Origin of the sequence: Chloracidobacterium sp. (genome assembly GCA_015075585.1) — a bacterium.
Classification (GTDB): Bacteria; Acidobacteriota; Blastocatellia; order Pyrinomonadales; family Pyrinomonadaceae; genus OLB17.
In genome coordinates this window covers 651,269-677,305 of sequence record JABTUB010000002.1, presented here as the reverse complement: position 1 = coordinate 677,305, position 26,037 = coordinate 651,269, and the positions used below count along the sequence as shown (strand labels likewise).

Here is a 26,037-nt window from a genome sequence, read left to right as displayed (position 1 = left end):
TAACAAATATGAGCTGGCACACAAGCCAATTATCGTATGCACTGGGACTTGGCGGCATTATGTCGTTCTACGGCGCGATGGCCGTTCTTGCCTATTGGCTTCCGGGCAACGTCATCAGCGATAATCAGCGGATAATCTTTGTAGCATTCCTGCTGCTGACGCTTCCGTTCGCATTGCTTTTTAGTTTTGTGCGCTCAAGGCGTGAACGCAAACGTGCGGCTGCCGAAGCTGCCGCCGAACCTGACGCTGAGGCCCCGCAGCCCGATCAGGCTGCGGCTCCCGTAAAGGCGGCCGGCCCTGTCGGCACTAATGCCGAGATCGACAGCGGCATCCAAGAGGTCGTTGATTTCCTAAAGTCATCCAATCTCGGGGCTGCGGGCAAAGATGCGGTTTATTCGCTGCCGTGGTACATCGTTGCCGGGCCTTCAAAGTCGGGCAAGAGTTCGCTGATAATCGGTTCGAATCTCGACTTTCGCACAACCGCAAGCCAGCGCGAATCCGAGCAGCGGCTTGTTAGGCCAACCAAAGGTGTCGATTGGCGTGTAACGAGCGAAGGCGTTTTTATCGACACGACAGGCCGTTATCAGGCCGAAGGAAGCGTTGCGGATGACTGGAGCGTTTTGCTCGAAGCCATCAAGAAGCATCGTCCGGGCCGTCCGATCGACGGCTTCATACTCGTCGTCGATGCCGATCAGACGCTCAAGTCTGACGAGCAGCAGAACGAACAGGCGGCAAAGGTGCTGCGAACGCGGCTCGATGATGCCGTTCAGCGGTTGAAGGTCCGTTTTCCGGTCTATTTGGTCTTCTCGCATGCTGACGGGATCGAGGGCTTTTCGGATTCGTTCTCCGTAACAAAGAACGAGGCGAAGAACCTGGTTTGGGGCGCCACCATTCCGATCGAGAAGAGTGAGAACGCACAAGCACAGTTCGACCCTGAATTCGAACTCCTCCGCGATGCCGTGATGAAGCGGCGCATCGTACGGCTTTCGGCACCGTTCCCGGCGGTCAAGCAGCTTCGTATCTTTAATTTTCCGCTTCACTTCGGCTCAGCCCGCCGTAAGATCGGAGCATTTGTTGCGGCACTTTTTCGGCCGAATCCATTTAGTGAAAATCCGTTCCTGCGCGGCTTCTATTTTGCATCGAACGTCGGTGCAAGGTCTGCCGCGAACATCCCGCCAACGGTCGGCTCATCGTATTTTACCGAGAGGCTGTTTCGTGATGTCATCCTGCGTGACCGCGATCTCGTGGCAACATTTTTGGCGCAAAAGCAGCGTCCGCCGATCTTTGGCTGGGCGTTGACAACCATCCTTGCGGGCCTCGTAACGCTGCTGCTGATCCTATCGGGCGTCTCGCTGTACAACAATAAAAAATTACTGGATGAGGCCACCGACCGCGGCGAAAAGCTTCTTGCCATCACGCGTACCGATGCATTCAAAGACCCGTCGAAAGCGGATGAGCGCTCGCTCCGCAACGAACTGAATACGACCGAAGATCTGAGGCAACTGCTTGTAAAGCTTGACGATTATGAGCGGAACGGTGCTCCGTGGTATATGCGTTTCGGGCTGTACAGCGGCAACCGCGTTTATAAGCAGAACCTTTTGAAGATCTATATGGCGGTGATCGAGAACCGCTATAAGACGGCTACGATCAAAAGTGTCGAGACCGACCTTAGAAAATTCGCCGACTCCAATCCCGTCGCAAATCCGGGCAAGCTGACCGATAAGGAAGAGGACCTGCTTAGTAAAAAGTACGATCTGCTAAAGGCTTACTTGATGCTTACGGGGCAATTCAAGGATAAGGCGGACGCCGGCTTTATCGCTGCGACGTTCAAGGACTATTGGACGAGCGATGCGAAGATCCCGCCGGACATGAAGCTCGTTTCGCTCCAGCAGCTCGATTTCTGGGCGAAGCAGGTTGACCGCAATGACAGCGATTACAGCTTTCCGCGGATAATGCCCGACGGCAAGCTTGTTGACGACGTGCGGAAGAAGCTGCAGGCATTCCCGGCGGTTTACCGCTATTACAAGCGTAAGGTCTCCGAGATCAGCCGTGAGATCGACGAGAAGCTGGGCCCGATGTCGGTTGATGCGATCCTCGCCCGCAACGGCGCCGATGCTAACCTGCTGGACGGCAGCTACACTGTGCCGGGCGCATATACAAAGTCGGGTTTCGTCCTTATGAAGAAGGCGATCACCGAGGCGAACGACAAACTCTCCGAAGATGATTGGGTAATGGGCGAACTCGGCAAAAAGGAGGTAGCGCAGACCACCGATGCGGCAAAGATCGAGGATCGTTATCTGCGTGATTATGCCGATCAATGGCGTGCCTTTATCAAGGCTACCACGGTCAGGCCGTACAAGAATAAGGACGCGGCGCAAGCCGCACTTCAGACGTTCTCGTCAGCGAACTCGCCGATGAAGGTACTTTTGACGGAGGTCGCGAAGAACACAAATCTTTCCGCAAAGCCCGAAGCGACGGGCTGGTGGGAATGGATAAAGAGCTGGTTCACGCGCGATGACACACCCGACACGGGCGGCGACTCGCAGCCGGAGAAGGAATTTAGGCCGCTATTCGTATTTATTGGAAAGAAAGAAGATAAGGAGAACGCACCTGTCGAAAAATACCGCAGCGAGATCGGGAAAGTGTCGAATGCGATCAACGGGTTGTCCGCCGATGCTCTCAAGCAGGTCGCACAAGAGCTTGCGAACGATCAGGATCGCCTCGGCATCAGGCGCTCGGAGACGGCGATCTCGAACTTGATACAGGGCTTTAGCGAAACCCCTTCGTCGCAGGATGTCGCCGAGTTGATCCAAGAACCGCTCGGCAACCTGCGGGCGTTGCTCGGTGCCGACGCCAAGAGCCAGATCGCCAAGCAGTGGAATGATCAAGTGCTGCCGGCCGCAAAAGAGATCGAGAAATGCTATCCGTTCGATGCGAGCGACACCGAATGCGATATGACAAAGGTCTCGGCATTCCTAAATCCTGCGGACGGGCTGCTGTCGAAGTTCTACACTGACCGTTTGCAGAAATACTTTGAAGAGTCGAACGGAGTGCTCAAGCTGAAAGATACTGCCGAGGTCAAGTTCAGCGATAAGTTCGTCGCCTATCTGAACAGCGCCTTCGCCATACGAAAGGCTCTTTACGGCACGAGTCAGACACCAAAATTCGAATATGGCTTCAGCTTGAAGCCGGGCAAGGATTCGCTTATCGAGGTTGTCATCGACGGCCAGAAGATAACGTCCGAGGGAACTTCATCCATCAATGGCGTATTTCCGGCGGCGGCCTCAGCGGAGACCGGCGTGGTGGTAACGACGGGCACTTCGGCGGCAGCCGCGACCGCGGGCAACAGCAACACTGCGACAGCGCCTGCGGCTCCGGGCACGCTCAAGTTCCCGGGCACGTGGGGCCTGTTCAGATTCGTCGATGCGGGACATCCGTCCAAGCAAGCGAGCGGCGAGTATTCGCTGAGTTACAGCGTCGGCGGCAAGTCTGTTTCTGCGTCGATAAAGCCGAACGGCGGCGACCTTTTTGACAGAGAGATCTTTAAGGCCGTCAGGGCGCCGCAGAGCCTTTTCGAGTAAGGAGGAGGAATGGATAAAGCGAAAAAACTTCTTGATGCAGGCCACCTTGATACGGCCATCGCCGCGGCACTCGATATGGTGCGCGCCGAGCCGACCAATGTTTCGAGCCGCATCTTTCTCTTTGAGCTGTCACTCTTTGCCGGAAATTATGAAAGGGCAGAACGGCAGTTGGATGTCATCGGCCACCAGGATGCGGGTGCGGCGATCGGTTCGCTGATCTATCGGCAGTGCCTCCGCGCCGAGCAGGATCGCGAAAAATTCTTTAACGATGGGCTAAAGCCCGGCATTCTCGCACCGCCGCCCGGCTATATCGAAGATATGCTCAACGCCAATAATCGCCTGCGCGAGGGCAACAGCGCCGAGGCACGGGCGATACTCGACAGAGTTGAGGAAGAGCGGCCCGCCTTCGCCTGCAAAGTGAACGGCGAAGCAGTTGAGGACCTCAGGGATTATAACGACGCGACGATGTGCCTGTTCGAGGTCATTTTCAAAGATACATATACGTGGCTGCCGTTCGAGAACGTGGCAAAGGTCGAATTCTTTGAGCCGAAGACGCTCCGCGACCTCTATTGGCTGCAGGCGAATGTCAAAATGACGAACGGAACCGCCGGCGAAATGTTCTTCCCGACACTCTATTCAGGCTCGTATCGGCATGATAATGACGCAGTAAGGCTCGGCCGAATGACGGATTGGCGTGACGTCGGCAACGACCTGTTTGTCGGTGTAGGACTTAGGCTGTTTTGGATGGACGGCAAAGACAGGCCGATCCTTGAACTGAAAAGCATCGAATTCGACCACGAGGCCGAATAACGCGGCTGACGGCCGATAAGAGATTCTTGTGTATTTGCGCATTGTTTTGATGTATCATTATCGGCGCATAACGCAAATTGTTTGAGAAAGAGCGTCTTTGTTCCTACAGCGAGGAGCCGTTTGTTAATGAGCGAAGAACTTCAAATACCGCCGGTCATAGATATTGACGCCTTGCTTGTGCCAATTTCGGACGACGAGCCTTCGGGTGAAAATCTGCGATATTCGGGCATTTATGACGAGATCGCCGAGGCACGCCGCGCCGATGACGCACTGTCGCAGGGCGATTGGCAGACCGAGCTTAAGACCGCGGATCATCGCAAGGTCGCCGAGATCGCCATTCCCGCGCTTACAACCCGGTCGAAGGACATCCAGCTTGCGGTTTGGCTGACCGAAGCACTGATAAAGCTGCACGGCCTTGCAGGCCTGCGTGACGGCCTCAAACTGCTTGCGGCGCTTCAGGACAAGTTCTGGGACACATTGCACCCTGAGATCGACGAAGGCGATATGGAAGGCCGCGCGAATGCGATCTCTTGGCTGGATTCCCAGGGTACGTTCGTCGTCCGATCGGCTCCTTTGACCTCAGGCGCGGGTTACGGTTATGCCGATTGGGTCGATGCAAAGAGGTTTGACATACCCGATAATCTCGACTCGCTGGATTCTGAGTCGTATCAGCACTACGCAGACCTAAAGGCGCAGGCCGAACGCGAGAACCGCGTGACAAGTGCGAAATGGAAGGCCGCTCTTGCCCAGACACGCCGTGCATTCTGCGAAAAGACGAGTTTTACGATCGAAGAGTGTGAGGCTGCTCTTGCCGAACTTGATCACGTCGATGAGGTGAAATACGACCGCAACCAGACGCCGGGGCTTTCAAATCTGAAAAAGACGCTTGATGAGGTTAGCGGCCTCGCAAAGAAGATCCTCGAACGCAAGCGTATCGAGGAGCCTGATCCGGCTGACAGCGTTGCGGCTGATGAGAACGCGGACGGTGAAGGTTCTGCCGAAGGAACGTCAAGCGGCGGCGGTGCGGGGCCTGTGCGCGGCCGCGGCGAGGCTTTGCAGCGGCTTGCCGAGATAGCCGCATTCTTTCAGAGGACCGAGCCGCATTCGCCGGTCGCGTATCTGGTTCAGCGTGCGGTCAAGTGGGGCAATATGCCGCTCGAAACATGGCTTCGCGACGTGATAAAGGATGAGAACGTGCTTTTTCAGCTTCGAGACACTCTCGGGCTTGATAATTCCCAAGGGCAGATGTCGGATGACAGTTGGGGTTCGGCCGAGACGTCTTCGGAAACATCGGCGACCGATGAGCCAAGCAGCGATTGGTGATCGGCGGCCATACGCACGTAATGGTCCGGAGTATTTGATATTAAATAAGTAAAAGGAGAGTAACTATGCCAAAAAAAGAGAGTTTACAGCATAAGATCGACCGTGTGCGTCCGCCGCGTGTCCAGATCACGTATGATGTCGAGGTCGGCGGTGCCATCGAACTGAAAGAACTGCCGTTCGTGGTCGGTGTGATGGGCGACTTTGTCGGCAAACCCGAAGAGCCGCTGCCGGCGCTCAAGAATCGGAAATTCGTCGAGATCGACCCTGACAACTTCAATCAAGTGCTTGCCGGTATGGCCCCGAGGCTTGCATTCACCGTTGACAATAAGCTCAGCGGCGACGGCAGCAAAATGGGCGTCGAGCTTAAGTTCTCGGACATCGACGACTTCGAACCGGATAAGATAGTTCAGCAGGTCGAGCCGCTGCGAAAGCTTGTCGAAGCGCGGCAGAAGCTCGCCGACCTGCGTTCCAAAATGGATGGCAATGAGAAACTTGAATCCATGCTCGAGGACATCATTGCGAACGCCGATAAGCAAAAGGAGCTCAAGGATGAGCTTGGTATCGACGGTTAGGAGGAGCAATAAAAATGGCAACTAAGAAAGAACAAGAAGCTGCGGTCAAAACCGTCGAAAAGGAATCCGGCGGCGGCCTGCTCGATCAAATACTTGCTGACGGCCGAATGGCCCGCGATGACTATCAGAAGCAGCAGGCTAAGGATATGATCGGCGAGTTCGTCTCGCAGGTCATGAGCGGCGAATTGACGATGTCAAAGAATATGGATGTCGCCATAAATTCGCGTATCGCTGAGATCGATCGGCTGCTCTCGGCACAGATGAACGAGATAATGCACCACGAGGAGTTTCAAAAGCTGGAAGGCTCGTGGCGCGGCCTGCATCACCTGATCAAGTCCAGCCTTACAGGCCCGATGCTCAAGATCAAGGTTATGAGCGTTACTAAGAAGGACCTGCTTAAGGACTTCGAACGGGCTCTTGAATTCGATCAGTCGTCGCTCTTTAAGAAGATATACGAGGAAGAGTACGGAACGTTCGGCGGTTCGCCGTTCGGGGCTCTCATCGGCGATTACGAATTCGGCAACCATCCGCAGGATATGGCCTTGCTCGAAAACATATCGCAGGTAGCGGCCGCCGCACACGCGCCTTTCATCAGTGCCGCGTCGGCCGGGCTGTTCGGGTGGGATTCTTACTCCGAGATGGCCGAGGTCCGCGATGTTGCGAAGATCTTCGACCGCACGGAGTATATGAAATGGCGGAGCTTCCGCGAATCGGAAGATTCGCGCTATGTCGGCCTTACTATTCCGCACGTTCTAATGCGTGAACCGTACGGAGCCGCGACAAAGCCTACCGAGAGCTTCCGCTTCGAAGAGGATGTTGACGGCAAGGATCACAAAAAATATCTCTGGGGCAATGCGGCGTACGCTCTGGGTACAAGGCTGACCGAGGCATTCTCGATGTACGGCTGGTGCGTGGCGATCCGAGGCGTCGAGGGCGGCGGCCTTGTCGAAGGCCTGCCGACACATACCTTCGAGACCGACGAAGGCGAGATAGCAATGAAATGCCCGACGGAGATCGCTATCACCGATCGGCGCGAAAAGGAATTCTCCGATAACGGCTTTATTCCGCTTGTCCACTGCAAAGGCACCGATTATGCGGCCTTCTTTGGCACACAGTCGGCCAATAAGGCCAAGAAGTATGATTCCGATGCCGCAAATGCAAATGCGCGTCTCTCATCCCAGCTTCAGTACATATTTGCGGTTTCGCGTTTTGCACATTATCTGAAATCAATGATGCGCGACAAGATCGGCTCATTTATGTCCCGCAAGGACTGCGAAATGTTCCTCAACCAGTGGATCAGCCATTATGTTACCGACGACGACACGGCGTCGCAGGCAACCAAGGCACAGTATCCGCTGCGCGAAGCACGCGTCGATGTTGCAGAAGTTCCGGGCAAGCCGGGAGCTTACAGAGCTGTCGCATTCCTGCGGCCGCACTTCCAGCTCGACGAGCTGTCAGTATCGCTGCGGTTGGTCGCCGATCTTCCGGCACCTGCGCAGGCGTGATAAAAGGGGGCGGGAGCTTTTGCCGAAAAAATGTGAAATTATTCGGCAAAAGAGCTCCCGGCAGACGTCAATCAATTGAAGCTGATAGAAGTAATTCACAGCTGTTTTATTAACCGAGGTCAAAGGAGCAACTAAAATGCCAATAGCAGATTTTTTCTTGAAGATAGACGGCATCGAAGGCGAAAGCCAGGATGCGAAACATAAGGGAGACATCGAGATCGAATCCTTTTCGTGGGGTGCCAACCAGACCGGATCGTTCGGATACGGCGGCGGCGGCGGCGCGGGTAAGGTCGCGATGCAGGACTTTCACTTCGTGATGAAGGTCAACAAGGCCTCGCCGAAGCTTTTCCTTGCGTGCGCCACCGGCGAGCATATCAAGCGCGCCGTTCTCGTTACCCGCAAGGCAGGTAAGGAGCAGCAGGAGTTCTTGAAGGTTACGTTCGAGGACATCCTCGTATCGTCCTATACCACAGGCGGTTCGGATGGTGCTGACACGATCCCGCTCGATCAGATCTCGCTCAACTTTGCGAAGATGACGCTCGAGTACAGAGAGCAGAAGCTCGACGGAACGCTCGGCGGTGTCGTTAAGGCCGGCTACGATGTGAAGGCCAACAAGCTGATCTAAGCACGACCGTTCAGCTTTCTCCATAGGACAGCAGGGCAGGCGGGCGGCGTGAAAACCGTAAGACCCGCCACCCTGCCTTCGCGTTTTTAGTCGAATGCCGAGACAGGATGCAGAAGTAAGGGTAACACCGTCGGTCTTGGACCGGCTCATCGATATGGAGCCCGGCGTCTCGACCGAGGCGCCGAAGTCGCGCTCAACATCGATGCGTGAGCTGAAGCAGGCTGTCCGCCGCGACCTGGAATGGCTGCTCAATACGCGGGCACCCGACCTCGACGTTGCCGAAGATGCCGAGGTGCGGCACTCTGTGGCATGCTACGGCCTGCCCGATATTATGTCCATGAGTCCGACTAATCCCGCCGAGCAAAGGCGGCTCATAAAGGCACTCGAACAGACCATTGAATATTTTGAGCCGCGGTTCCTGCATCCGAGGATCATCCTCGAACCGATGAACGAAGCGGAGCGGAGCCTCAGATTCCGCATCGAGGCGAGCCTCGATATCGAGCCGACACCGGAGCCGGTCGTATTTGATACGGTACTTCAGTCGGGCAGCGGCGAATTTGAAGTAAAGGAGCGATAGAGGCGTTTTAACGGGCGATGCGTGACGAACTATTAGCATATTACGAACGCGAACTCATCTTTCTGCGCCGCATGGGCGCGGAATTTGCACGCCGTTATCCGAAGATCGCCGCGCGTCTCGAACTCAGCGAAGAAAAGATCGAAGACCCGCACGTTGAACGCCTGATCGAGGCGTTCGCGTTCCTCACGGGCCGCATCGGACTGAAGCTTGATGATGAGCTGCCCGAGATAACCGAAGCCTTCTTCAACGTCCTGTATCCGCACTATCTGGCCCCGATCCCATCGATGTCGATCGTGCAGATGAATTACGGCTCGCCGCACGACAAACTAACAGCCGTGCAGAAGATGGATGCCGGCACGCGGCTCAATTCACGGCCGATCGACGGCAGCCCGTGCCGCTTTCGAACTGCTTATGATGTCGATCTGATGCCGATCGAGGTCGAGTCCGCCTCGCTCGAATCGCCGGCACCGAAGGACGGACGCGGACGTTTTGCGACGGCACAGATACGCATCGGGATGCGTTGCTACGGCAACTCGCGCCTTAGTGAGCTTCGGAGAAGTTCGCTCGAGGATGTACCGACGACGCTTCGGTTCTATATCGACGGTGATCCGCAGCTTGTGTATCCGCTCTATGAGCTGATCTTCAACAACGCGGTTACGGTGCAGTTCCGCGCAAAGGAAGCACCCATCGGAAGTCAGACCATTGAACATATACAGCTTCGTTTGCCCGATCCGGTTGTTCTGCAGGCTAAAGATGCGATCAAGCAGGTCGGATTTGCAGAGAACGAGGCGATGCTGCCCTACACCAAGCGTTCCTTCATGGGCTATCGCCTGCTGACGGAATATTTTGCGTTCCCGTACAAGTTCCTTTTCTTTGATGTCGAAGGCCTCGACCGTGCCATTGCCGCTAATTTCGGCAGCCATTTTGAGCTTGTGATAGATGTCAAGGATATTGTGCCGCCGAGTGCACCTGTAACGGCGGATACATTCCGCCTCGGATGCACACCGATCGTCAACCTTTTCTCACGGCTTTCCGATCCGATCTACCTGTCGCAGCAGCGTTACGAATATCAGGTAATTCCCGATGTCCACAGGCAGAATTCCACCGAGATATATTCTGTCGATGAGGTCATAACAAGCGATCCGCGTACCAATACGACACGCGAATTCTCGCCGTTCTATTCCATGCGGCACGCCTACGGCGAACAGATGGAAAAATCGTTCTGGTACACCGTCAGGCGGCAGTCGCAGCGTCCCGACGACGAAGGCACCGAGATATTTATGTCGCTCGTCGATATGAATTTCGACCCGAATGTGCCTGCGGTCGAGGTGCTCAATGTTAAGACCACCTGCACGAACCGCGATCTGCCGGCAAAGCTGCCGTTCGGCGGCAAGGAAGGCGATTTTGAGATCGAAGGTACGGCGTTGCTTTCGCGTGTAAAGTGCCTTACAAAACCGACCGAGACGCTCCGGCCGCCGCAGCGGCGGAGCGCTCATTGGCGGCTGATCTCGCACCTGAACCTCAATTATCTCTCGATCGTGGGCGACAACAACGGCTCGGCCGAGGCGTTGCAGGAGATACTGCACCTGTATAACTTCAACGACTCGGCGATCACCCGGAAGCAGATATTGGGCATCACCGGTATCTCGTCGCGCAAGGTCGTGCGCCAGATCGGGCAGCGTGTCGGTGCGGGATTTGTCCGCGGGATCGAAACGACATTGACGTTCGATGAAGAGCAGTTCGTGGGCAGCGGCCTGTTCCTTTTCGCGTGCGTCATTGAGCATTTCCTCGGCCTTTACGCAGGCATCAACTCATTCAACCAAACCGTCGTTCGTACCGATCAGCGTGAAGAAGAGCTTTGCCGATTTCCGCCGCGTGCCGGAGAACAGGAGCTTTTATGACAGAGATGGGCCTTGCCAAAAAATTGGCGGAGGAGCCGTACTCGTTCGAGTTCTTCCAAGCCGTGCGAGTGCTGGAGAAGGCGCGGCCGGGCAAGCAGAGTGTCGGTGCTGAGGCGATGCCTGCCGATGAGATCGTCCGGTTCCGTTCGCGCGTCGCCCTTGATTTTCCGCCAAGCGAGATCCAAGAGATCAACGAGGTCGAAACTGGAACCGCGGACGAGACGCGCGTCGAGATGATGGTCAACTTCATGGGCATGGTCGGCGTCAGCGGTGTATTGCCGACGCACTATACCGAGCTTGTTTTTGACCGCATCCGCCATCGCGATACCGCGATGTGGTCGTTCCTCGATATCTTTACGCATCGGGCTGTTTCGCTTTTTTACAGGGCGTGGCGAAAGTATCGTTTCCCGGTTTCGTATGAGCGCGGCGATGACGGCTTTACGGCGTTCCTGTACGACATTGCGGGGCTTGGCACAAAAGGGCTTCGCGGACGGATGAGCGTCGAGGACGAATCGCTGCTGCCGTACGCGGGCATCGTTGCACAGCGGCCGCACAGCAATAACGCGGTCGAGAATATCCTTGGCGATTATTTTCAAACGCCGGTCAAGGTCAAACAGTTCTCGGGCCAGTGGCTCAAGCTCAGTTCCGACGATCACAGCATACTCGGCGAAAAGAACAGCCATTTGGGTGTCAACACCATTATCGGTACACGCGTTTGGGATCAGCAGTCGAAACTCCGCATCCGCATCGGCCCGCTGAATTTTGATCGTTTTCGGGCGTTCCTGCCAAACGGAAGCGCGGCGGCGCCGCTGCGGTCGATCATTAAATTCCTACTCGGCCTCGAGTTCGATCATGATATTCAGCTCGTACTTGCGGCAAAACAGGTCCCTGCGGCCATTCTGACCACACGTGCGGTGAGAAAGCCAATGCTCGGGTGGACCACTTTTTTGAAAACGAAGCCCTTCACACAGGATGATGAACAGGTCGTCCTCGCCTGAGGGAAAGACGGAAAATAGGCAAAAGGAATGAATGTAAATCTTAAATCACTTGTAGCACGACTCAACGACACATGCCGCAACGCCCTCGAGGGTGCCGCGGGGCTTTGCCTCTCACGCACGAATTATGACATCGAGATCGAACACATCCTCGCAAAACTGCTCGAGCAGGATGACACCGACCTGCATAAGATCTGCAGCCATTACGAGGTGAACATCGACCGGCTCTCAAAGGATGTCAGCGAAGCTCTCGATCGTTTGAAGACAGGCAACACGCGAACTCCGGGATTGAGCGATCGGCTGCCGCGTTGGATACAGGATGCGTGGCTGCTTGCTTCGGTAGATTTCGGCGCGGCACGCGTGCGTTCGGGCCACCTTGTCCTTGCCCTCGTCCTGAACGACGGACTTGCCCGCATTGCGCGCGAGATATCGCGTGAATTCAATCACATTTCGGCTGAATCGCTGCAAACGAAGCTCGAAGAGGTCACCGCCGATTCAGCAGAGGCACGCGACGCCGTGGCTCTCGGCGAGACGTCTGCCGCCGGTGACGGTGCTCCGGTCGCAACCGGTGTTCCGGGCCGCACAAAGGCATTGGATCAATATACCGAGGATCTGACCGCAAAGGCCGCCGCCGGCAAGATCGATCCGATACTCGGCCGCGACAGTGAGATCCGCCAGATTGTGGACATTCTAACCCGCCGCCGCCAGAACAATCCGATACTTACGGGCGAGGCCGGCGTCGGAAAGACCGCCGTTGTCGAAGGCTTCGCGGCACGCGTCGCCTCGGGCGATGTGCCGGAGCCGCTTAAGAATGTTTCGGTCCGTTCGCTCGATCTCGGCCTGCTGCAGGCAGGAGCGGGCGTCAAGGGCGAATTCGAGCAGCGTCTGAAAAACGTGATCGATGAGGTAAAGGCGTCGCCGCAGCCGATAATAATGTTTATCGACGAGGCTCACACGATGATCGGTGCCGGTGGCCAAGCAGGCCAAAATGATGCTGCGAACCTTCTCAAACCCGCACTAGCACGCGGCGAACTGCGTACCATCGCGGCTACGACATGGGCCGAATATAAGAAATACTTTGAAAAGGATGCCGCCCTCGCACGCCGCTTTCAGGTTGTAAAGGTCGAAGAGCCGGACGAAGAAAAGGCGGTAGCGATGATGCGCGGCCTCGCCGATAAAATGGAGGAGCATCACAACGTCCGCGTGCTTGATGAAGCCATTGTCGAATGCGTCAAACTCTCAGCTCGCTACATTACCGGACGCCAGCTTCCCGATAAGAGCGTTTCGGTACTTGATACCGCGTGTGCGAAGGTCGCGATAGGGCAAGGTGCAACGCCTGCATCGGTCGAGGATACGACACGAACGATCGAGAATCTTAACACCGAGATCGGAGCCCTCGAAAGAGAGCAGCTCACGGGTGCGGGCCATGATGAACGTCTTCAGGAGTTGATCGAGAAACGCACCGCTGCCGAAGAAAAGCTTGCCAAGCTGAACGAGCAGTGGACGAAAGAAAAGGAGCTGGTCGAGAAGATACGCAGTATCCGTATCAAGCTTGAACAAACACGGCTTGATGATGCCGCTGAGCCGTCAGCCGATATCGCGTCCCTGCAGGCCGACCTCAAAACCGCGACCGATGAGCTGAAGCAAGTTCAGGGCGAGGATCCCTTGATGCAGCCGGTGGTGAACGGCCAAACGGTTGCCGAGGTCATCTCGGGCTGGACAGGCATTCCCATCGGCAAGATGGTCGCAGACGAGATCCATGCCGTGCTGAACCTTTCTTCGACGCTCCGCGAACGTGTCCTCGGGCAGGATCATGCACTCGACACTATCGCACAGCGTATTCGTACCGCTCGAGCCGGCCTTACAGACCCGAAACGCCCGATCGGCGTCTTTCTGCTTGTCGGAACGTCGGGCGTAGGCAAGACCGAGACCGCTTTGGCTCTCGCCGAGGCGCTGTATGGCGGCGAACGCAACCTCATCTCGATCAATATGAGCGAGTATCAAGAGGCACACACCGTGTCCAGCCTTAAAGGGTCGCCTCCGGGATACGTCGGCTATGGCGAAGGCGGTGTGCTGACCGAGGCCGTCAGGCGCAAGCCGTATTCGGTAGTGCTGCTTGATGAGGTCGAAAAGGCACACCCTGACGTGATGGAACTCTTTTTCCAAGTGTTCGATAAGGGTGTGCTCGAAGACGGCGAAGGCCGCGAGATCGACTTCAAGAACTGCGTCATCCTGCTTACGTCGAATGTCGGTACCGACACCATAATGAAGTTGTGTGCCGATCCTGAGACCAAGCCGATGCCCGACGGACTGATCGATGCAGTAAGGCCGGAGCTTACAAAGGCGTTCAAGCCGGCGCTGCTCGGCCGTATGGTAACCGTGCCTTATTATCCGATCTCGGATGATATATTGCGGCTTATCATCAAGCTGCAGCTCGGCAAGATAGCAGACCGCATCAAGGTAAACCACAACGCGGCATTCTCATATGACGATGCGGTGATCGAAACCGTTGCGAAACGGTGCACCGATGTCGATAGCGGTGCCCGCAATGTTTACAACATCCTGACCGGAACGCTGCTGCCCGAGATGTCCGGCGAGGTGCTTTCGAGGATGGCACAGGGCGAGGGCATCAAGAGCGTGCGTGTTTCCGTAGGCGACAATGAGCAGTTCGCCTACACATTCGAATAGCGTATGGCCGTAAACGTGATCGCACATGACAGAAGGCTCGAGGGCCGTGCACCCGCGACGAATATGCACAGCTTTACGATCGAGGTGTCAGAGGACACGCCGCTCGACGAGTTCTTCAACGACACCGCAGAGATCGCGGACGCGCACGGCGGCATAGATGTGCTGTATATTATGTGCCACGGCCTGCACGTCATCGCCGAGGACACTACGGCACTCCAGTTCTGCCACGAGTTGATCTCGTATCGGAACGTCTCGGAGTTCCAGCGCCTTCGAGGAAAGGTCGATCGGATCGTGCTTTTTGCGTGTCACGCCGCCGAGACCACAATGACGCGAAGCGGCGACGGCGATGAGCTTTGCCGCCGCATTGCTCTCAATGCCGCTGCCGAGGTTACCGCCGCCCGCGAAGTGCAAACCTACTACCGCGAAGAACATTGTTCGCTCTTCTTTTGTGAGGAAACGGCGATCGAATTCGGTGATTGGGAAGGCGAGGTCGTTGTTTACGGCCGTGACGGCAGTATTATTTCGCGGTTCGGCAACCCGAGCGTGTGGTATGACGGCGACGGCGGTGTGCACGATCCGAGACGCGAGCCGCGGCCGGCCGTTTGGTATGACAGCCACAGGCAGCGGCACGGAGGCCGTTAGGGCAAAAAACGCGCTTGCCGCGCGTCCTATATTGCGGGCAGAACGATATTGCCCCACAAAAGAGCTATGCCGACCACACAAGCAGGAAGAACATTAAAGGTAACGACGCCGCTCGACGATGATTTTCTGCTCATCAAGCGTTTGCGGGCTGCTGAGCAGATCTCGCACCTGTTCCGCTTTGATGTCGAGATGGTGCATGACGAAGAAGAGGCAGGAAATGTGCCTACACTTATCGATCCTGAACAGATGCTCGGCCAGAAGATGACCGTTACTGTCCTTCAGCCTGACGGTACAAAACGCTTCTTCAACGGAATGTGTGTCGAGTTCACTCAAGGCTCGCGTAACCACCGCTGGTCGCATTTTCACGCCGAACTTGTGCCGTCCGTTTGGATACTTACACAGAATTCGCAAAGCCGCATATTTCAGAATCTGTCAGTGCCTGAGATATTGCGGCAGGTCTTTGAAGGCTTTGAGGTGGATCACGAGATCCAAGGCAATTTCGAGGCTCGCAATTATTGTGTTCAATACCGCGAGTCTGACTTTGATTTCGCCTCCAGATTGATGGAGGAAGAAGGCATCTACTACTATTTCGAGCACACTGAGAACTCGCACCGAATGATCCTCGGCAATATGCCGGGTTCACATCGTGAATTGCCCGGGCGCTCGACGATCCGTTTCGGCATTGATATCTCCGATAATGTCGATGAATGGGAAGGAGCCATCCGAAGTTGGCGTGCCGCGAGTAAATCCTGCTCGGGCCGCTATACGCTTCGGGATCATAACTTCCAATTGCCTAAGAATTCGCTCGAAGCAAATGCGATGAATTCAAAAGGTATGTCGGATGCCGAGATCTATGACTATCCCGGCGGCTACGCAAAACGCTTTGACGGGATCGATTCGGGCGGGCGTGAGCAATCCGGCAAACTGAATAAGATCTTCGACGATCGTGAACGAACCACAAGCCTGCGGCAGCAGGAGATCGATGTCGCGATGAGGTCGAGCTACGGTATGTCGGACTGCTGTGCACTGACGCCGGGCTATCGGTTCCGTATGACCGAACATCCCAATCCTGCGAACAACCGGAATCATCTGACCATCTCGGTCAAGACCGAGGCCATACAGACGCCCGCCTACTTGGACGAATCGTCGGTCGCAAATGCCTACGTTGCGAACTTTACATGCATACCGCAGGGCGACGGCTCCGCACCGTTCCGCCCGATCAGGCGCACCGTGAAGCCGCTAATGCGCGGCAGTCAAACTGCCGTAGTTACAGGCCCGTCGGGCGAAGAGATATTTGTGGATAAGTTCGGCCGCGTTAAGGTGCAGTTCCACTGGGACCGCGACGGCAAGTATGATGCCACATCATCCTGCTGGCTCCGCGTCAGTACGGGAATTGCAGGCAACAAGTGGGGCACGATGTTCATTCCGCGAATCGGGCAGGAGGTCATAGTCGATTTTCTCGAGGGCGACCCGGACCGGCCGATCATCACCGGCGCGGTCTATAATCCGGAGACGATGCCGCACTACGAACTGCCGAAGTTCAAGACATTGACCTACATCAAAACGCGCACCTCGCCCGATGACGGCAAGGGGTTCAATGAGCTGCGCTTTGAGGACAAGAAGGACAAGGAACAGGTCTTTGTCCACTCGCAGAAGCGCTACGATCTTCGTGTAAAGGAGTCGATGTACGAGACCTGCGGCGCCAACCGTCAGGAGAGCATCGGCGTACGCTCCGATAATAAACCCGGCGGCAATCTCGCCATCACCGTCGGCGGCAGCTACGATCTGCACGTCAAAAAAGATGAGTTCATCGGCATCGACGGCAAATTGAATGAGACCGTCAAGGGCGACGTCGTCAAAAATTACGAAGGCGGACTCTCTTTGATGGTGAAGGGGAAAGCAGAGTCGAACGCTCAGAACATCATACTCGAGGCATCAACAAAAATAAGCCTGAAGGTCGGCGGCAGCTGCGTCGTGATCGACCCTTCGGGTGTTACGATCGCAGGGTCTATGGTCAAGATCAACTCCGGGGGCTTCGGAACCGAAACAGGCGATCCGTCGATAGATGATCCGATGGATGCCGAAACCGCTGACACGGGCGCGCCGGGCTATCTTGATCGTCCGCGGTCGGGCGGCGGCCGCACCAGAAGGAGCCGTAAACTGAAGTCGCAGCATCATATCGCCCCGCCGCGTCCCGGTGAAGATCCTCGCATAACCTCGATGCGCAATACTCTAGCAAACTCCGCGCAGGGGCGGCACGCTCTTGAGGTTTATGATCGCTATGGCGTAGACCCGACGTTCAACGCTGGCGAAGGCTCCTATTTCAGCTCGAGCGACAATAGGATGAATCTCGATCCTAGCGAAGATCCGACAACTTCGGCACTTACATTCACGCATGAGATGAATCATGCCGAGGCACATCACGAAGGCCGAAGTGCGAACGTAGATACGCAGAATCGAAACGACTATGTAGATACGATGCTCGACGAAGAAACGGAAGGTACTGTCAGAAGCATAGAGGCCAGGAATGAACTGGCGGCCAACGGCACCGATGTCTCCGGTTCGCATTTTCCGCTCGAAAACGAATATCAGCAGGCACACGATCAGGCCGTTGCCAATGCCCGTGCGGCGGACCCGAATATCTCCGACGAGCAAGCTGAGGCGATCGGCCGCGAAGCGGGCCGCCAACGTGTGCGGCAGGGTTTTGATAACGGAGAGGTCGTACCTTCGACATCGACCGGACAGACATACCCCGACTATTATGGCGGTGATTGGGATGCACACCATCCGGGCGGAGGCGGAACTCCGTAACAGCGTATGGCAGACGCGTCGGCATTGGCAACAGTACTTGCCTGTATGATGTTTATCGGTTGCGGAGCGGGAACATTCTCAATTGAGCCCAACCTGCAAAGTACTCCGCCGAGCCTCGCAACACCGACACCTTACCCTGAAAATAGGGCCGGTGGGAAGGAAGCAAAAATGGATATAGAAGAGTTGGCAAAAAAGATCGAGAGAACAGATCCGACGACCGCTTCGTTGATCCGAGCAAAGGGCAAACGAAACGAACAAATGGCGACACCGTTCCTGCAAAAGGGTGCTATCTTTCGTGTTCAGGCAGACCTGCCTACGCGGCCGGTCATTTTCTACATCGGCTGCCCGGGCGAAGGCGACTGTACGGTGCTCAACGGCGACGATGGTAAATTCACCGGCTTTGTCGGACGTGCCGGCTTGAGCTTGATCTCATCGTCTGACCGCCTCGAATACGTGCGTTTATATTTGGCGGCTGTCGCGGCACCTGCGGGAGCATTGACGATACTTGATGATATTGGCGGCATTCGCCGGCGGCCGAATTTGAGCGATGCGGACAATGCGAGATTTGACGAGATACAGAAGAAATTTTCGCGTGTCGTAGTTCCGCCGAAATGCTCAGGCACGATATGTACGCTCTTTACCGTCAAGGGCCGCGATCTTGTGCGTTTTGATGCCGATGTCGCATCCGACGGAAGCGTTTCGATCAAAGAGAATGTACTTGAAAGCGGTCTGCCGATACCGTATGCAATGTAGTTGCCGAATTTAGGGAGCAAATATGCCGCAAGGTCCAGCAGCAAGGGTAACTGATCCGGTAGCACATCCGCTGCCGCCGATTTTGACGCCGGGGCCGGGAAGCCCGAACGTGTTGATCGGCTTTTTGCCGGCTTGGCGCGGCATTCCGCTCGCGGCCGTAGCCGCACTTCAATCAGCAAAAGCAACTGCCGATACTGCGGTAAAGGCGGCCGAGGCTGCAAGCACCGCAGCCGCAGGCACGCCGGCAGGACCCGCCGCAAAGGCCGCGGAGGAGGCCGCAAAAGCCGCCGCGTTAGCTGCAATGTCGAGTGCTATCAGCAGCGCGGCCGCGGGTGCGGATATACATTTATGCACGACACCGCTGCCTATACCGCCGCACGGGCCGGGCGTCGATATTACGGGTTCGGCAACCGTTATGATCAATAATCTGCCTGCGGGCCGCATGGGTGATACGATCCTTGAGGCACTCGGACCGCAAAACACCATCACGAAAGGCGAACCGACCGTTATCATCGGCGGATAATTCAATTCAACGCCGGATCACGGATGCGTCATATCTTCCGCGACGACCCATTCGTCGAACTGCTCAGAAGTGAGCAGGCCCAGATCGAGAGCCGAATCTTTTAACGAAATGCCCTTTTTGTGAGCGTGCTTAGCGATCTTTGCGGCGTTGTCGTAGCCGATGTGCTGATTTAGTGCGGTAACGAGCATCAGCGAATCGTGCAGGTAATGGTCGATCTTGTCGCGGTTCAACTCAATTCCGGCGATACAATAATCTACAAATCCGTGGCACGCATCGTGTATCAGCCGCACCGAATGCAGGAAGTTGTGGATCATCACGGGTTTGAAGACGTTCAGTTCGAAGTTGCCCTGCGAACCCGCAAAACCTATCGCAGCGTCGTTGCCGAAAACCTGCACGGCGACCATCGTCATCGCTTCGCTCTGCGTAGGATTGACCTTGCCGGGCATGATCGACGAACCGGGCTCGTTCTCTGGGATCGATATCTCGCCGAGGCCGCATCGCGGGCCGGAAGCGAGCCAGCGAATGTCATTTGCGATCTTCATAAGGCTCGCGGCCAGCGTCTTAACCGCGCCCGAAGCGAAAACGATCTCATCGTGTGCCGAAAGTGCCGCGAATTTGTTCGGATGCGATCTGAATGGCAGGCCCGTTAATTCGGCGATCTTTGCCGCGGCACGTTCGGCGAATTCAGGATGCGCATTGAGGCCCGTGCCGACGGCCGTGCCGCCGATCGCAAGGTCATAAAGGCCGGGCATGACGAGACGCAGGCGTTCGATATCGCGGTCGATAAGGTCGGCCCAGCCGCTGAATTCCTGGCTCACGGTGATCGGCGTAGCGTCCTGCAGATGCGTTCGGCCGATCTTCACGACGCCCTCGAATTCCTTCGCCTTTGTCTTTATCGCGTTGCTGATCTTTTCAACTTCCGGTATCAACGCGGTCATCCGTTCGGCTGCCGCAATATACATCGCCGTCGGGAAGGTGTCGTTCGACGACTGCGACTTGTTGACGTCGTCATTCGGATGGATAGGCTGTTTCGAGCCCATCTCGCCGCCCGCCATTTCGATGGCGCGGTTCGAGATGACCTCGTTCGCGTTCATATTCGTCTGCGTGCCGGAACCTGTCTGCCAAACACGCAGCGGGAAGTGTGCGTCGAGCTTGCCCTCGATGACCTCGTCTGCGGCCCGCACGACAAGGTCCTTTTTGTCTTCGGGCAGTTTGCCCAGGTCGCAATTGACTATCGCCGCGGCTTTTTTCAGGATGCCGAGAGCGCGTATCATCTCGCGCGGCATCACATCAAAACCGATGTTGAAATGGACGAGCGACCGCTGAGTCTGCGCTCCCCAATAAACGTTCGACGGCACATCGATCGGCCCCATCGAGTCCGTCTCGACTCGCGTTGCTGCTGCTGTTTCAATTGCTTCTGACATAGTTAATTCAAAAGCCCTATTATACAGCCAAACTTGTTCTCGAAGGTACCGGGCTAGATGATGCCGGCCTCTGAGAGGCAGTGCTTCATACGCTCGAACGCAAGCTCGATGTTGTTGTCGAGGCCGATCGAAAAACGGACAAGCCCGTCGCTGAGGCCCATCTGCTCGCGTTCCTCCGCGGGTATTTCGGATGACGTGCTGTGGCCGGGCGAGCTGAAGAGCGTTTTGAAATAACCGAGGCTGACGGCGAGATAGCCGACCTTTTCCTCCTGCATCCGCGTCATTAAACGGTTGGCCGCGGCCGCGTCGCCGACATCAAGGGCAAGCATGCCGCCATAGCCGTAACCGTCGTTCATTAGTTTTGTAAGAAGATCGTGCTGCGGGTGTGCTGCAAGGCCGGGATAATGTACCCTCATTCCCAATTCCGTAAGCTTTTCGGCTAGGAATTGAGCATTGCGGCTGTGCTGCCGCATACGCAAGTGCAGCGAATGCAGATTCTTGAGAATACTCGCGGCGCGCGTGCTGTCGAGTACCGCTCCGAAGAGCATCGATGCTCCGGTGTTAATATCGGTGAGCCGGTGAATGAACTCATTTGAAGCACAAATTGAGCCGGCCACGCAGTCGCTTGTGCCGTTGATGAATTTGGTGAGGCTGTGAACGACCACATCGGCCCCGAGCCGTATCGGCGAGAGGATCAGCGGGCTGAACGTATTATCGACGACGAGTTTGAGGCCGTGCTCGCGGGCGATCGCGGCAAGCGCCGGAATGTCGGAGACGTCAAGAAGCGGGTTCGATATAGATTCGCAATAAATGATACGAGTTCGCTCATTTATGTTCGAGCGTACCTCGTCGAGGCTGCGCATATCGACAAACCGCGTATTTATGCCAAGCCGCGGCAGGAAATTCTTGAACAAGGCGTATGTTCCGCCATAGACCGTGCGTGAACAAACTATCTCGTCGCCGGCACCGCAGAGTTGAATTATCGTCGATGAAATGGCCGCCATTCCCGAAGCCGCGACCTGTGCGGCCTCGCTCGCTTCCATACGGGCAAGCGCATCCGCCAAATACTTGTTCGTCGGGTTCCAATGCCGCGAATAGAGAAAGCAGCCTTCGATCTCGTGTTCGAACAGCTCTTCCATCCGCTCAGGGCTTAGGAATGTGTAGGTTGACGAGTCGGTGATCGACGGGTTCACATCGCCGAATTCGCCGAATACTCGATGATCTTGGATCTCGTCGCTTGGGTCGAATCGCCTTGTCATATTTTTTGATAATGACAATAAACGAATTTCTGTGTGGTGTCGAATGGCGTGATGTGAGATTCCGCCGTTGACGAGATCAGCCGGAAGCTGCGGCCGAATTCCTGCGGCATTGACTCTGAACTGTAACGTACGACATCAAGCCCGCTGCACTTCTCCGGCCCGTCTTCCGCAAACGCCGCCACGATCAGCTGACCGCCAGTGCGTACCGCTCGGGCGGCTTGCTCGGCGTATCGCCGCCGATCCGCTGCATCGGTAAGGAAATGAAAGGCTGCCCTGTCATGCCAGACGTCATAACGCCCGGCTTCGAGGGCCGCCTCGGTAATATCTGCCTCGATCCACTTTACAAGAGCGGCCTTTTCGCCAAGCCGCTTTTGCGAGGCCGCAATGGCACCGGCAGAGATATCAAGCACGGTAACATCACCGAAGCCGTTCTCAAGCAGGTCATCCGCGAGCGTGGAATCACCGCCGCCGATGTCAATTACGGCGGCGTCCGTACCCAAGCCTGTGCCGAGAATCAGGCTCAGTGAAGTTTCGAGATGCCGCCGATACCAACTGACACCGCCGGGCGCTTTTGCGGCGTAGATATTTTCCCAATGAGCCTTGCGCTCCATCGCTGCTAGATAGCGTCGAGTGCCCGGTTGAGCTTTTCGTTCACCCGGCCTGCGACGGATGCGAGCTTGTCGTTATCGACGACCGACATCATCGCTGCGGCGTCGATCACGGAAACGACAGACTTCGCGGCGTCATCTGCCTCGTAAACGATCACGTTGCACGGCAGCAGAAGCCCGAGGTCGATCTCTTCGCCGACCGCTTGATGAGCGAGCGGCGGATTGCACGCCCCGAGGATCACGTACTTGCGAAAATCCACGCCGAGCTTCTCCTTGAGTTTCTCGTCCATTCGGATCTCGGACAACACGCCGAAGCCTTCGCCCTTGAGAGCCTCGCGCGTCCTTTCCACCGCCTCATCAAATCCGCACGCGATCTCGCGCTTCATACCGTAGCTGAATTTCTCCGCCGTTCTTGCGGCAACTGCATTTTCCATATCGGCCTCCTAATGCTCCGTTTCCTTTATCTTCGTCTCTTCTGTTTTGTCCTGACGCGACCCGGCGTCACATGCACCGCGCATTCAGGTCGAAACGCCCATTCGCGGCAATATGACCAACTGGAACAGCAGCCACAGCCCGAGCAGGCCCAACAATAACAACGCATCGTTCATATTATTCTCCCATCGGCAGCCCCTCTGCCTTCCATTCATTGGTTCCGCCCGAAACGCTTATCGCCTGCGGAAAACCGTTATCAACCAAGATCTTTGCGGCGGCAAGAGAACGTACACCGCTCCGGCAGATCAGGAATACAGGCTCGTTCTTCTCGATCATATCGAGGTTTGCGGCAAGCGTGTCAAGCGGGATATTTCTCGTACGAGCGGCGTGTCCCTCAGCATACTCCTCAACGGTGCGGACATCGATGAACTGCGAATATGCGGCCTGAACATACGGCAGAGCCTCTTTCGGTGTCATCTCGCTGACACCGGTTTGTAAGCCGGATGTTGTGTCTGATGTGTGCGGCGGTGTCGCCGTACAAGCCGCAAAGGCAAGGCTCATCAACGCAACCACAAATACTGCTCTCAATTTGGCGATCCTGTACATTATTTCAAAAATCCTTAACCAGTGACAAGTGTATAACTATATGGTTATATTATCAACTCATTGGAGGCATTGCTTGGAGGCATTGCCCGTCCCATGGTCCCGCAATAAGCGTTCCCGTCAGCCGCCGCCCTGTCGCCGAATGAAACGAGCAAGGAACCGCCTCGGATCGCCGTCTTCCTCCGGAGCCATTTCAACAAATTCTGCTTGTTCGAGATCGTGTGTCTCAAAGAGCGACAACTCTTTACGAGACAATGGCCACGGCAGCGTTCCGGGGTCTTCATCATCCTCACGGCCGCGGGTAACGACAACGAGTTCGCCGTTCGGAGCGACAAAGCTCGCGACCGCCGCTATGGCCTTTTCACGAAACTCAAGCGGAAGCGGCTGAATCGTGTATATCTCGAGCACGAGATCGAACGCCCCGATCCAGTCGTTAGCCGGTTCGAAAAGGTCGCCGACCTCGAATTGGATCTCGTCACTCGGATAGAGATTCTTCGCCCATTCGATCGCTGTCGGCGAGATGTCGAACGCAGTTACTTTGAAGCCAAGGCCGTTGAGATAATTAGCATCGTCGCCAAGCCCGCAGCCAACGACGAGCGCCCGTTTTCCGTCGCCTTTCAGGCCGGCAGTCTCGACCCATCTTTGGAAATATGGGTTCGGCTCAAGATCGGCCCACGGTATCTTTGTATTGTCGCCCGCCGATTCTTTATAAAGTGCATCAAACCAGCCTGTCGCATCGCCGCGTTCGGCGAATTCGGCCTGAAGTTCACGTAGCCTCAATTGTATTCTTTCACGGTCATTTAACATCATTTCAATTCTCGCATAACGGCAAAGCGTATTAAAGGTATCTTTTAGCGAGCGGAGCCGCTTTGTCCGTCGCTTCGCATAACGATATAATCAGTACTTACGCTTTGATTTGAATATTTTAATAGAGGGAAATTTCTGTGGCGGAACAATTTGACGTAACGATCATCGGTTCGGGGCCCGGCGGCTATGTCGCGGCGGTTCGAGCGGGGCATTTGGGTTTGAAGGTCGCGATCATCGAGAAAGAGAAGGACGCGCGGCTCGGCGGCACGTGCGGCCTGCGCGGCTGCATTCCGACAAAGGCATTGCTCAACGCGGCGCATTTGTATGACAAAGCTCATCACTTCGCAGATTTCGGTCTAAGCGTCGAGAACATCGGATTCGACTTCGAAAAGGTTCAGAAGTACAAGTCCGACATCGTTGCGAAGAATTCGGCGGGCGTAACCTATCTGATGAAAAAGAATAAGGTTACGGTCTTTAACGGCTTCGGTAAGATCGCCGGAAAAGGCAAGGTCGAGGTCGCTCTCGCCGACGGCAAAAAAGAAACGATCGACACCAAGAACATCATCATCGCTACGGGATCGGTCGTGCGGCCCATTCCGGGCTTTGAGACGGACGGCAAGACGGTCGTCAATTCGGATCACATTCTCGAACTCACAAAGGTTCCGAAGTCGCTGATCGTGATGGGCTCGGGTGCTGTCGGTTCGGAATTTGCGAGCGTTTATCACCGTTTCGGCACCGATACGACGCTTGTCGAACTTATGGACCGCATCGTGCCGCTCGAGGATGCCGAGGTTTCGAAGGAGTTGCAGCGGGCATTCAAAAAGCAGGGCATCAAGGTCGAGACCGGCTTAAAGCTCGACAAAATGGAGAAGACGAAGTCGGGCGTCAAGGTTTCCGGCAAGAATGCAAAAGGCGAGACCGTTACGCTTGAGGCCGAGATGCTGCTCGTTGCGGTCGGCCGTATGGCGTATCTCGAGGGCCTTGGGCTCGAGAACACGAAGGTCAAGGTCAGCCCGAAGGGAACCGTCGAGGTCAACGAATTTTACGAGACGGCCGAACCCGGAATCTACGCGATCGGCGACGTCGTCCCGACAGCGCAGCTCGCACACCTCGCGTCGAAAGAGGGCATTCTCGTCGTCGAAAAGATCGCCGGTAAGAAGGTCGAGCCGATCAAACTCAACCTCGTCCCGAACTGCACATATTGCGATCCCGAGGTCGCAAGCGTCGGCCTCACCGAAGCAAAGGCAAAGGAAGCGGGCTACGATGTCAAGGTCGGCAAATTCCCGTTCTCTGCGAGCGGCAAGGCTCGCATCCTTGGCGAGACAGACGGCTTTGTAAAGATCGTCGCCGAGAAAAAATACGACGAGGTGCTCGGCGTTCACATCATCGGCCCGCACGCCACCGAGCTTCTCGCCGAAGCCTGCGTCGCCATGGCACTCGAAACTACCGCAGACGAACTCGGCCGCGTCATCCACGCTCACCCGACCGTCTCCGAATCCGTAATGGAAGCCGCCGAAGGCGTCCACGACCTGACGATTCATATGTGATCGGAGTGGGCGGCGTTCGCAGGATGTTTTTATGATCGCGAAAGCTTTTGC

Annotated in this window: 21 protein-coding genes; 15 read left to right on the top strand and 6 right to left on the bottom strand. The window is 55.9% G+C overall.

The features are described 5' to 3' along the window. Window positions 1-8: 8 nt before the first annotated feature. The 14 genes from tssM (at window position 9) to HS105_11985 (ending at window position 19,306) form a co-directional block, all read left to right on the top strand. Window positions 9-3,581 carry a type VI secretion system membrane subunit TssM gene (tssM, locus tag HS105_12050; GenBank protein ID MBE7517319.1) on the top strand — a complete coding sequence of 1,191 codons (3,573 nt, stop codon included), beginning with the start codon at window positions 9-11 and terminating at the stop codon, window positions 3,579-3,581. A 9-nt stretch (window positions 3,582-3,590) separates the two neighbouring features. Next, entirely contained in the window at window positions 3,591-4,391 is an 801-nt protein-coding gene (locus HS105_12045; protein ID MBE7517318.1) for a hypothetical protein, read from the top strand. Window positions 4,392-4,517: 126 nt separating this feature from the next. Next, window positions 4,518-5,714 carry a type VI secretion system protein TssA gene (gene tssA / locus HS105_12040; protein MBE7517317.1) on the top strand — a complete coding sequence of 399 codons (1,197 nt, stop codon included), beginning with the start codon at window positions 4,518-4,520 and terminating at the stop codon, window positions 5,712-5,714. A gap of 65 nt (window positions 5,715-5,779) precedes the next feature. After that, window positions 5,780-6,286, top strand: a complete 507-nt coding sequence (tssB, locus tag HS105_12035; GenBank protein MBE7517316.1) for a type VI secretion system contractile sheath small subunit — start codon at window positions 5,780-5,782, stop codon at window positions 6,284-6,286. A gap of 14 nt (window positions 6,287-6,300) precedes the next feature. Next, the gene (gene tssC, locus HS105_12030; GenBank protein MBE7517315.1) at window positions 6,301-7,791 is read left to right on the top strand and encodes a type VI secretion system contractile sheath large subunit; all 1,491 of its coding nucleotides are present in this window, start codon (window positions 6,301-6,303) and stop codon (window positions 7,789-7,791) included. A 136-nt stretch (window positions 7,792-7,927) separates the two neighbouring features. Continuing rightward, on the top strand, window positions 7,928-8,416 hold the full coding sequence (locus tag HS105_12025) for a type VI secretion system tube protein Hcp (protein ID MBE7517314.1): 489 nt from the start codon (window positions 7,928-7,930) through the stop codon (window positions 8,414-8,416). A gap of 94 nt (window positions 8,417-8,510) precedes the next feature. Next, entirely contained in the window at window positions 8,511-8,993 is a 483-nt protein-coding gene (gene tssE / locus HS105_12020) for a type VI secretion system baseplate subunit TssE (protein ID MBE7517313.1), read from the top strand. Window positions 8,994-9,010: 17 nt separating this feature from the next. Beyond that, complete coding sequence (gene tssF, locus HS105_12015) at window positions 9,011-10,894, top strand: type VI secretion system baseplate subunit TssF (protein ID MBE7517312.1); 1,884 nt, start codon at window positions 9,011-9,013, stop codon at window positions 10,892-10,894. Continuing rightward, complete coding sequence (gene tssG / locus HS105_12010; protein ID MBE7517311.1) at window positions 10,891-11,892, top strand: type VI secretion system baseplate subunit TssG; 1,002 nt, start codon at window positions 10,891-10,893, stop codon at window positions 11,890-11,892. Before tssF ends, tssG begins: the two co-directional genes overlap by 4 nt. A gap of 27 nt (window positions 11,893-11,919) precedes the next feature. Further along, window positions 11,920-14,577: a type VI secretion system ATPase TssH gene (gene tssH, locus HS105_12005; GenBank protein ID MBE7517310.1), complete on the top strand. Its 2,658-nt coding sequence runs from the start codon at window positions 11,920-11,922 to the stop codon at window positions 14,575-14,577. Between the two features lie 3 nt (window positions 14,578-14,580). After that, window positions 14,581-15,219, top strand: coding sequence for a hypothetical protein (locus HS105_12000; GenBank protein MBE7517309.1), 639 nt, complete (start codon window positions 14,581-14,583; stop codon window positions 15,217-15,219). Window positions 15,220-15,285: 66 nt separating this feature from the next. Next, complete coding sequence (gene tssI / locus HS105_11995; protein MBE7517308.1) at window positions 15,286-18,030, top strand: type VI secretion system tip protein VgrG; 2,745 nt, start codon at window positions 15,286-15,288, stop codon at window positions 18,028-18,030. Between the two features lie 168 nt (window positions 18,031-18,198). Beyond that, window positions 18,199-18,783 carry a hypothetical protein gene (locus tag HS105_11990; protein ID MBE7517307.1) on the top strand — a complete coding sequence of 195 codons (585 nt, stop codon included), beginning with the start codon at window positions 18,199-18,201 and terminating at the stop codon, window positions 18,781-18,783. Window positions 18,784-18,805: 22 nt separating this feature from the next. Further along, window positions 18,806-19,306: a PAAR domain-containing protein gene (locus tag HS105_11985; GenBank protein ID MBE7517306.1), complete on the top strand. Its 501-nt coding sequence runs from the start codon at window positions 18,806-18,808 to the stop codon at window positions 19,304-19,306. A gap of 17 nt (window positions 19,307-19,323) precedes the next feature. Here HS105_11985 and fumC read toward each other — a convergent pair whose 3' ends face one another. From fumC to HS105_11955, 6 genes are all read right to left on the bottom strand, one after another. Continuing rightward, window positions 19,324-20,730, bottom strand: a complete 1,407-nt coding sequence (gene fumC, locus HS105_11980) for a class II fumarate hydratase (GenBank protein MBE7517305.1) — start codon at window positions 20,728-20,730, stop codon at window positions 19,324-19,326. A 53-nt stretch (window positions 20,731-20,783) separates the two neighbouring features. After that, window positions 20,784-21,989: an aminotransferase class I/II-fold pyridoxal phosphate-dependent enzyme gene (locus HS105_11975; GenBank protein MBE7517304.1), complete on the bottom strand. Its 1,206-nt coding sequence runs from the start codon at window positions 21,987-21,989 to the stop codon at window positions 20,784-20,786. Beyond that, a complete protein-coding gene (locus HS105_11970; protein ID MBE7517303.1) occupies window positions 21,986-22,600 on the bottom strand; it encodes a class I SAM-dependent methyltransferase in 615 nt (204 codons plus the stop codon). The genes HS105_11975 and HS105_11970 overlap by 4 nt, the downstream gene beginning before the upstream one ends. A gap of 5 nt (window positions 22,601-22,605) precedes the next feature. Further along, window positions 22,606-22,983, bottom strand: a complete 378-nt coding sequence (locus tag HS105_11965) for a DUF302 domain-containing protein (protein MBE7517302.1) — start codon at window positions 22,981-22,983, stop codon at window positions 22,606-22,608. A 223-nt stretch (window positions 22,984-23,206) separates the two neighbouring features. Next, complete coding sequence (locus HS105_11960; GenBank protein ID MBE7517301.1) at window positions 23,207-23,635, bottom strand: rhodanese-like domain-containing protein; 429 nt, start codon at window positions 23,633-23,635, stop codon at window positions 23,207-23,209. A 117-nt stretch (window positions 23,636-23,752) separates the two neighbouring features. After that, entirely contained in the window at window positions 23,753-24,412 is a 660-nt protein-coding gene (locus HS105_11955) for a class I SAM-dependent methyltransferase (GenBank protein MBE7517300.1), read from the bottom strand. Between the two features lie 164 nt (window positions 24,413-24,576). Between HS105_11955 and lpdA the strand changes: the two genes are divergently transcribed. Further along, window positions 24,577-25,986 carry a dihydrolipoyl dehydrogenase gene (gene lpdA / locus HS105_11950; protein ID MBE7517299.1) on the top strand — a complete coding sequence of 470 codons (1,410 nt, stop codon included), beginning with the start codon at window positions 24,577-24,579 and terminating at the stop codon, window positions 25,984-25,986. Window positions 25,987-26,037 lie beyond the last annotated feature (51 nt).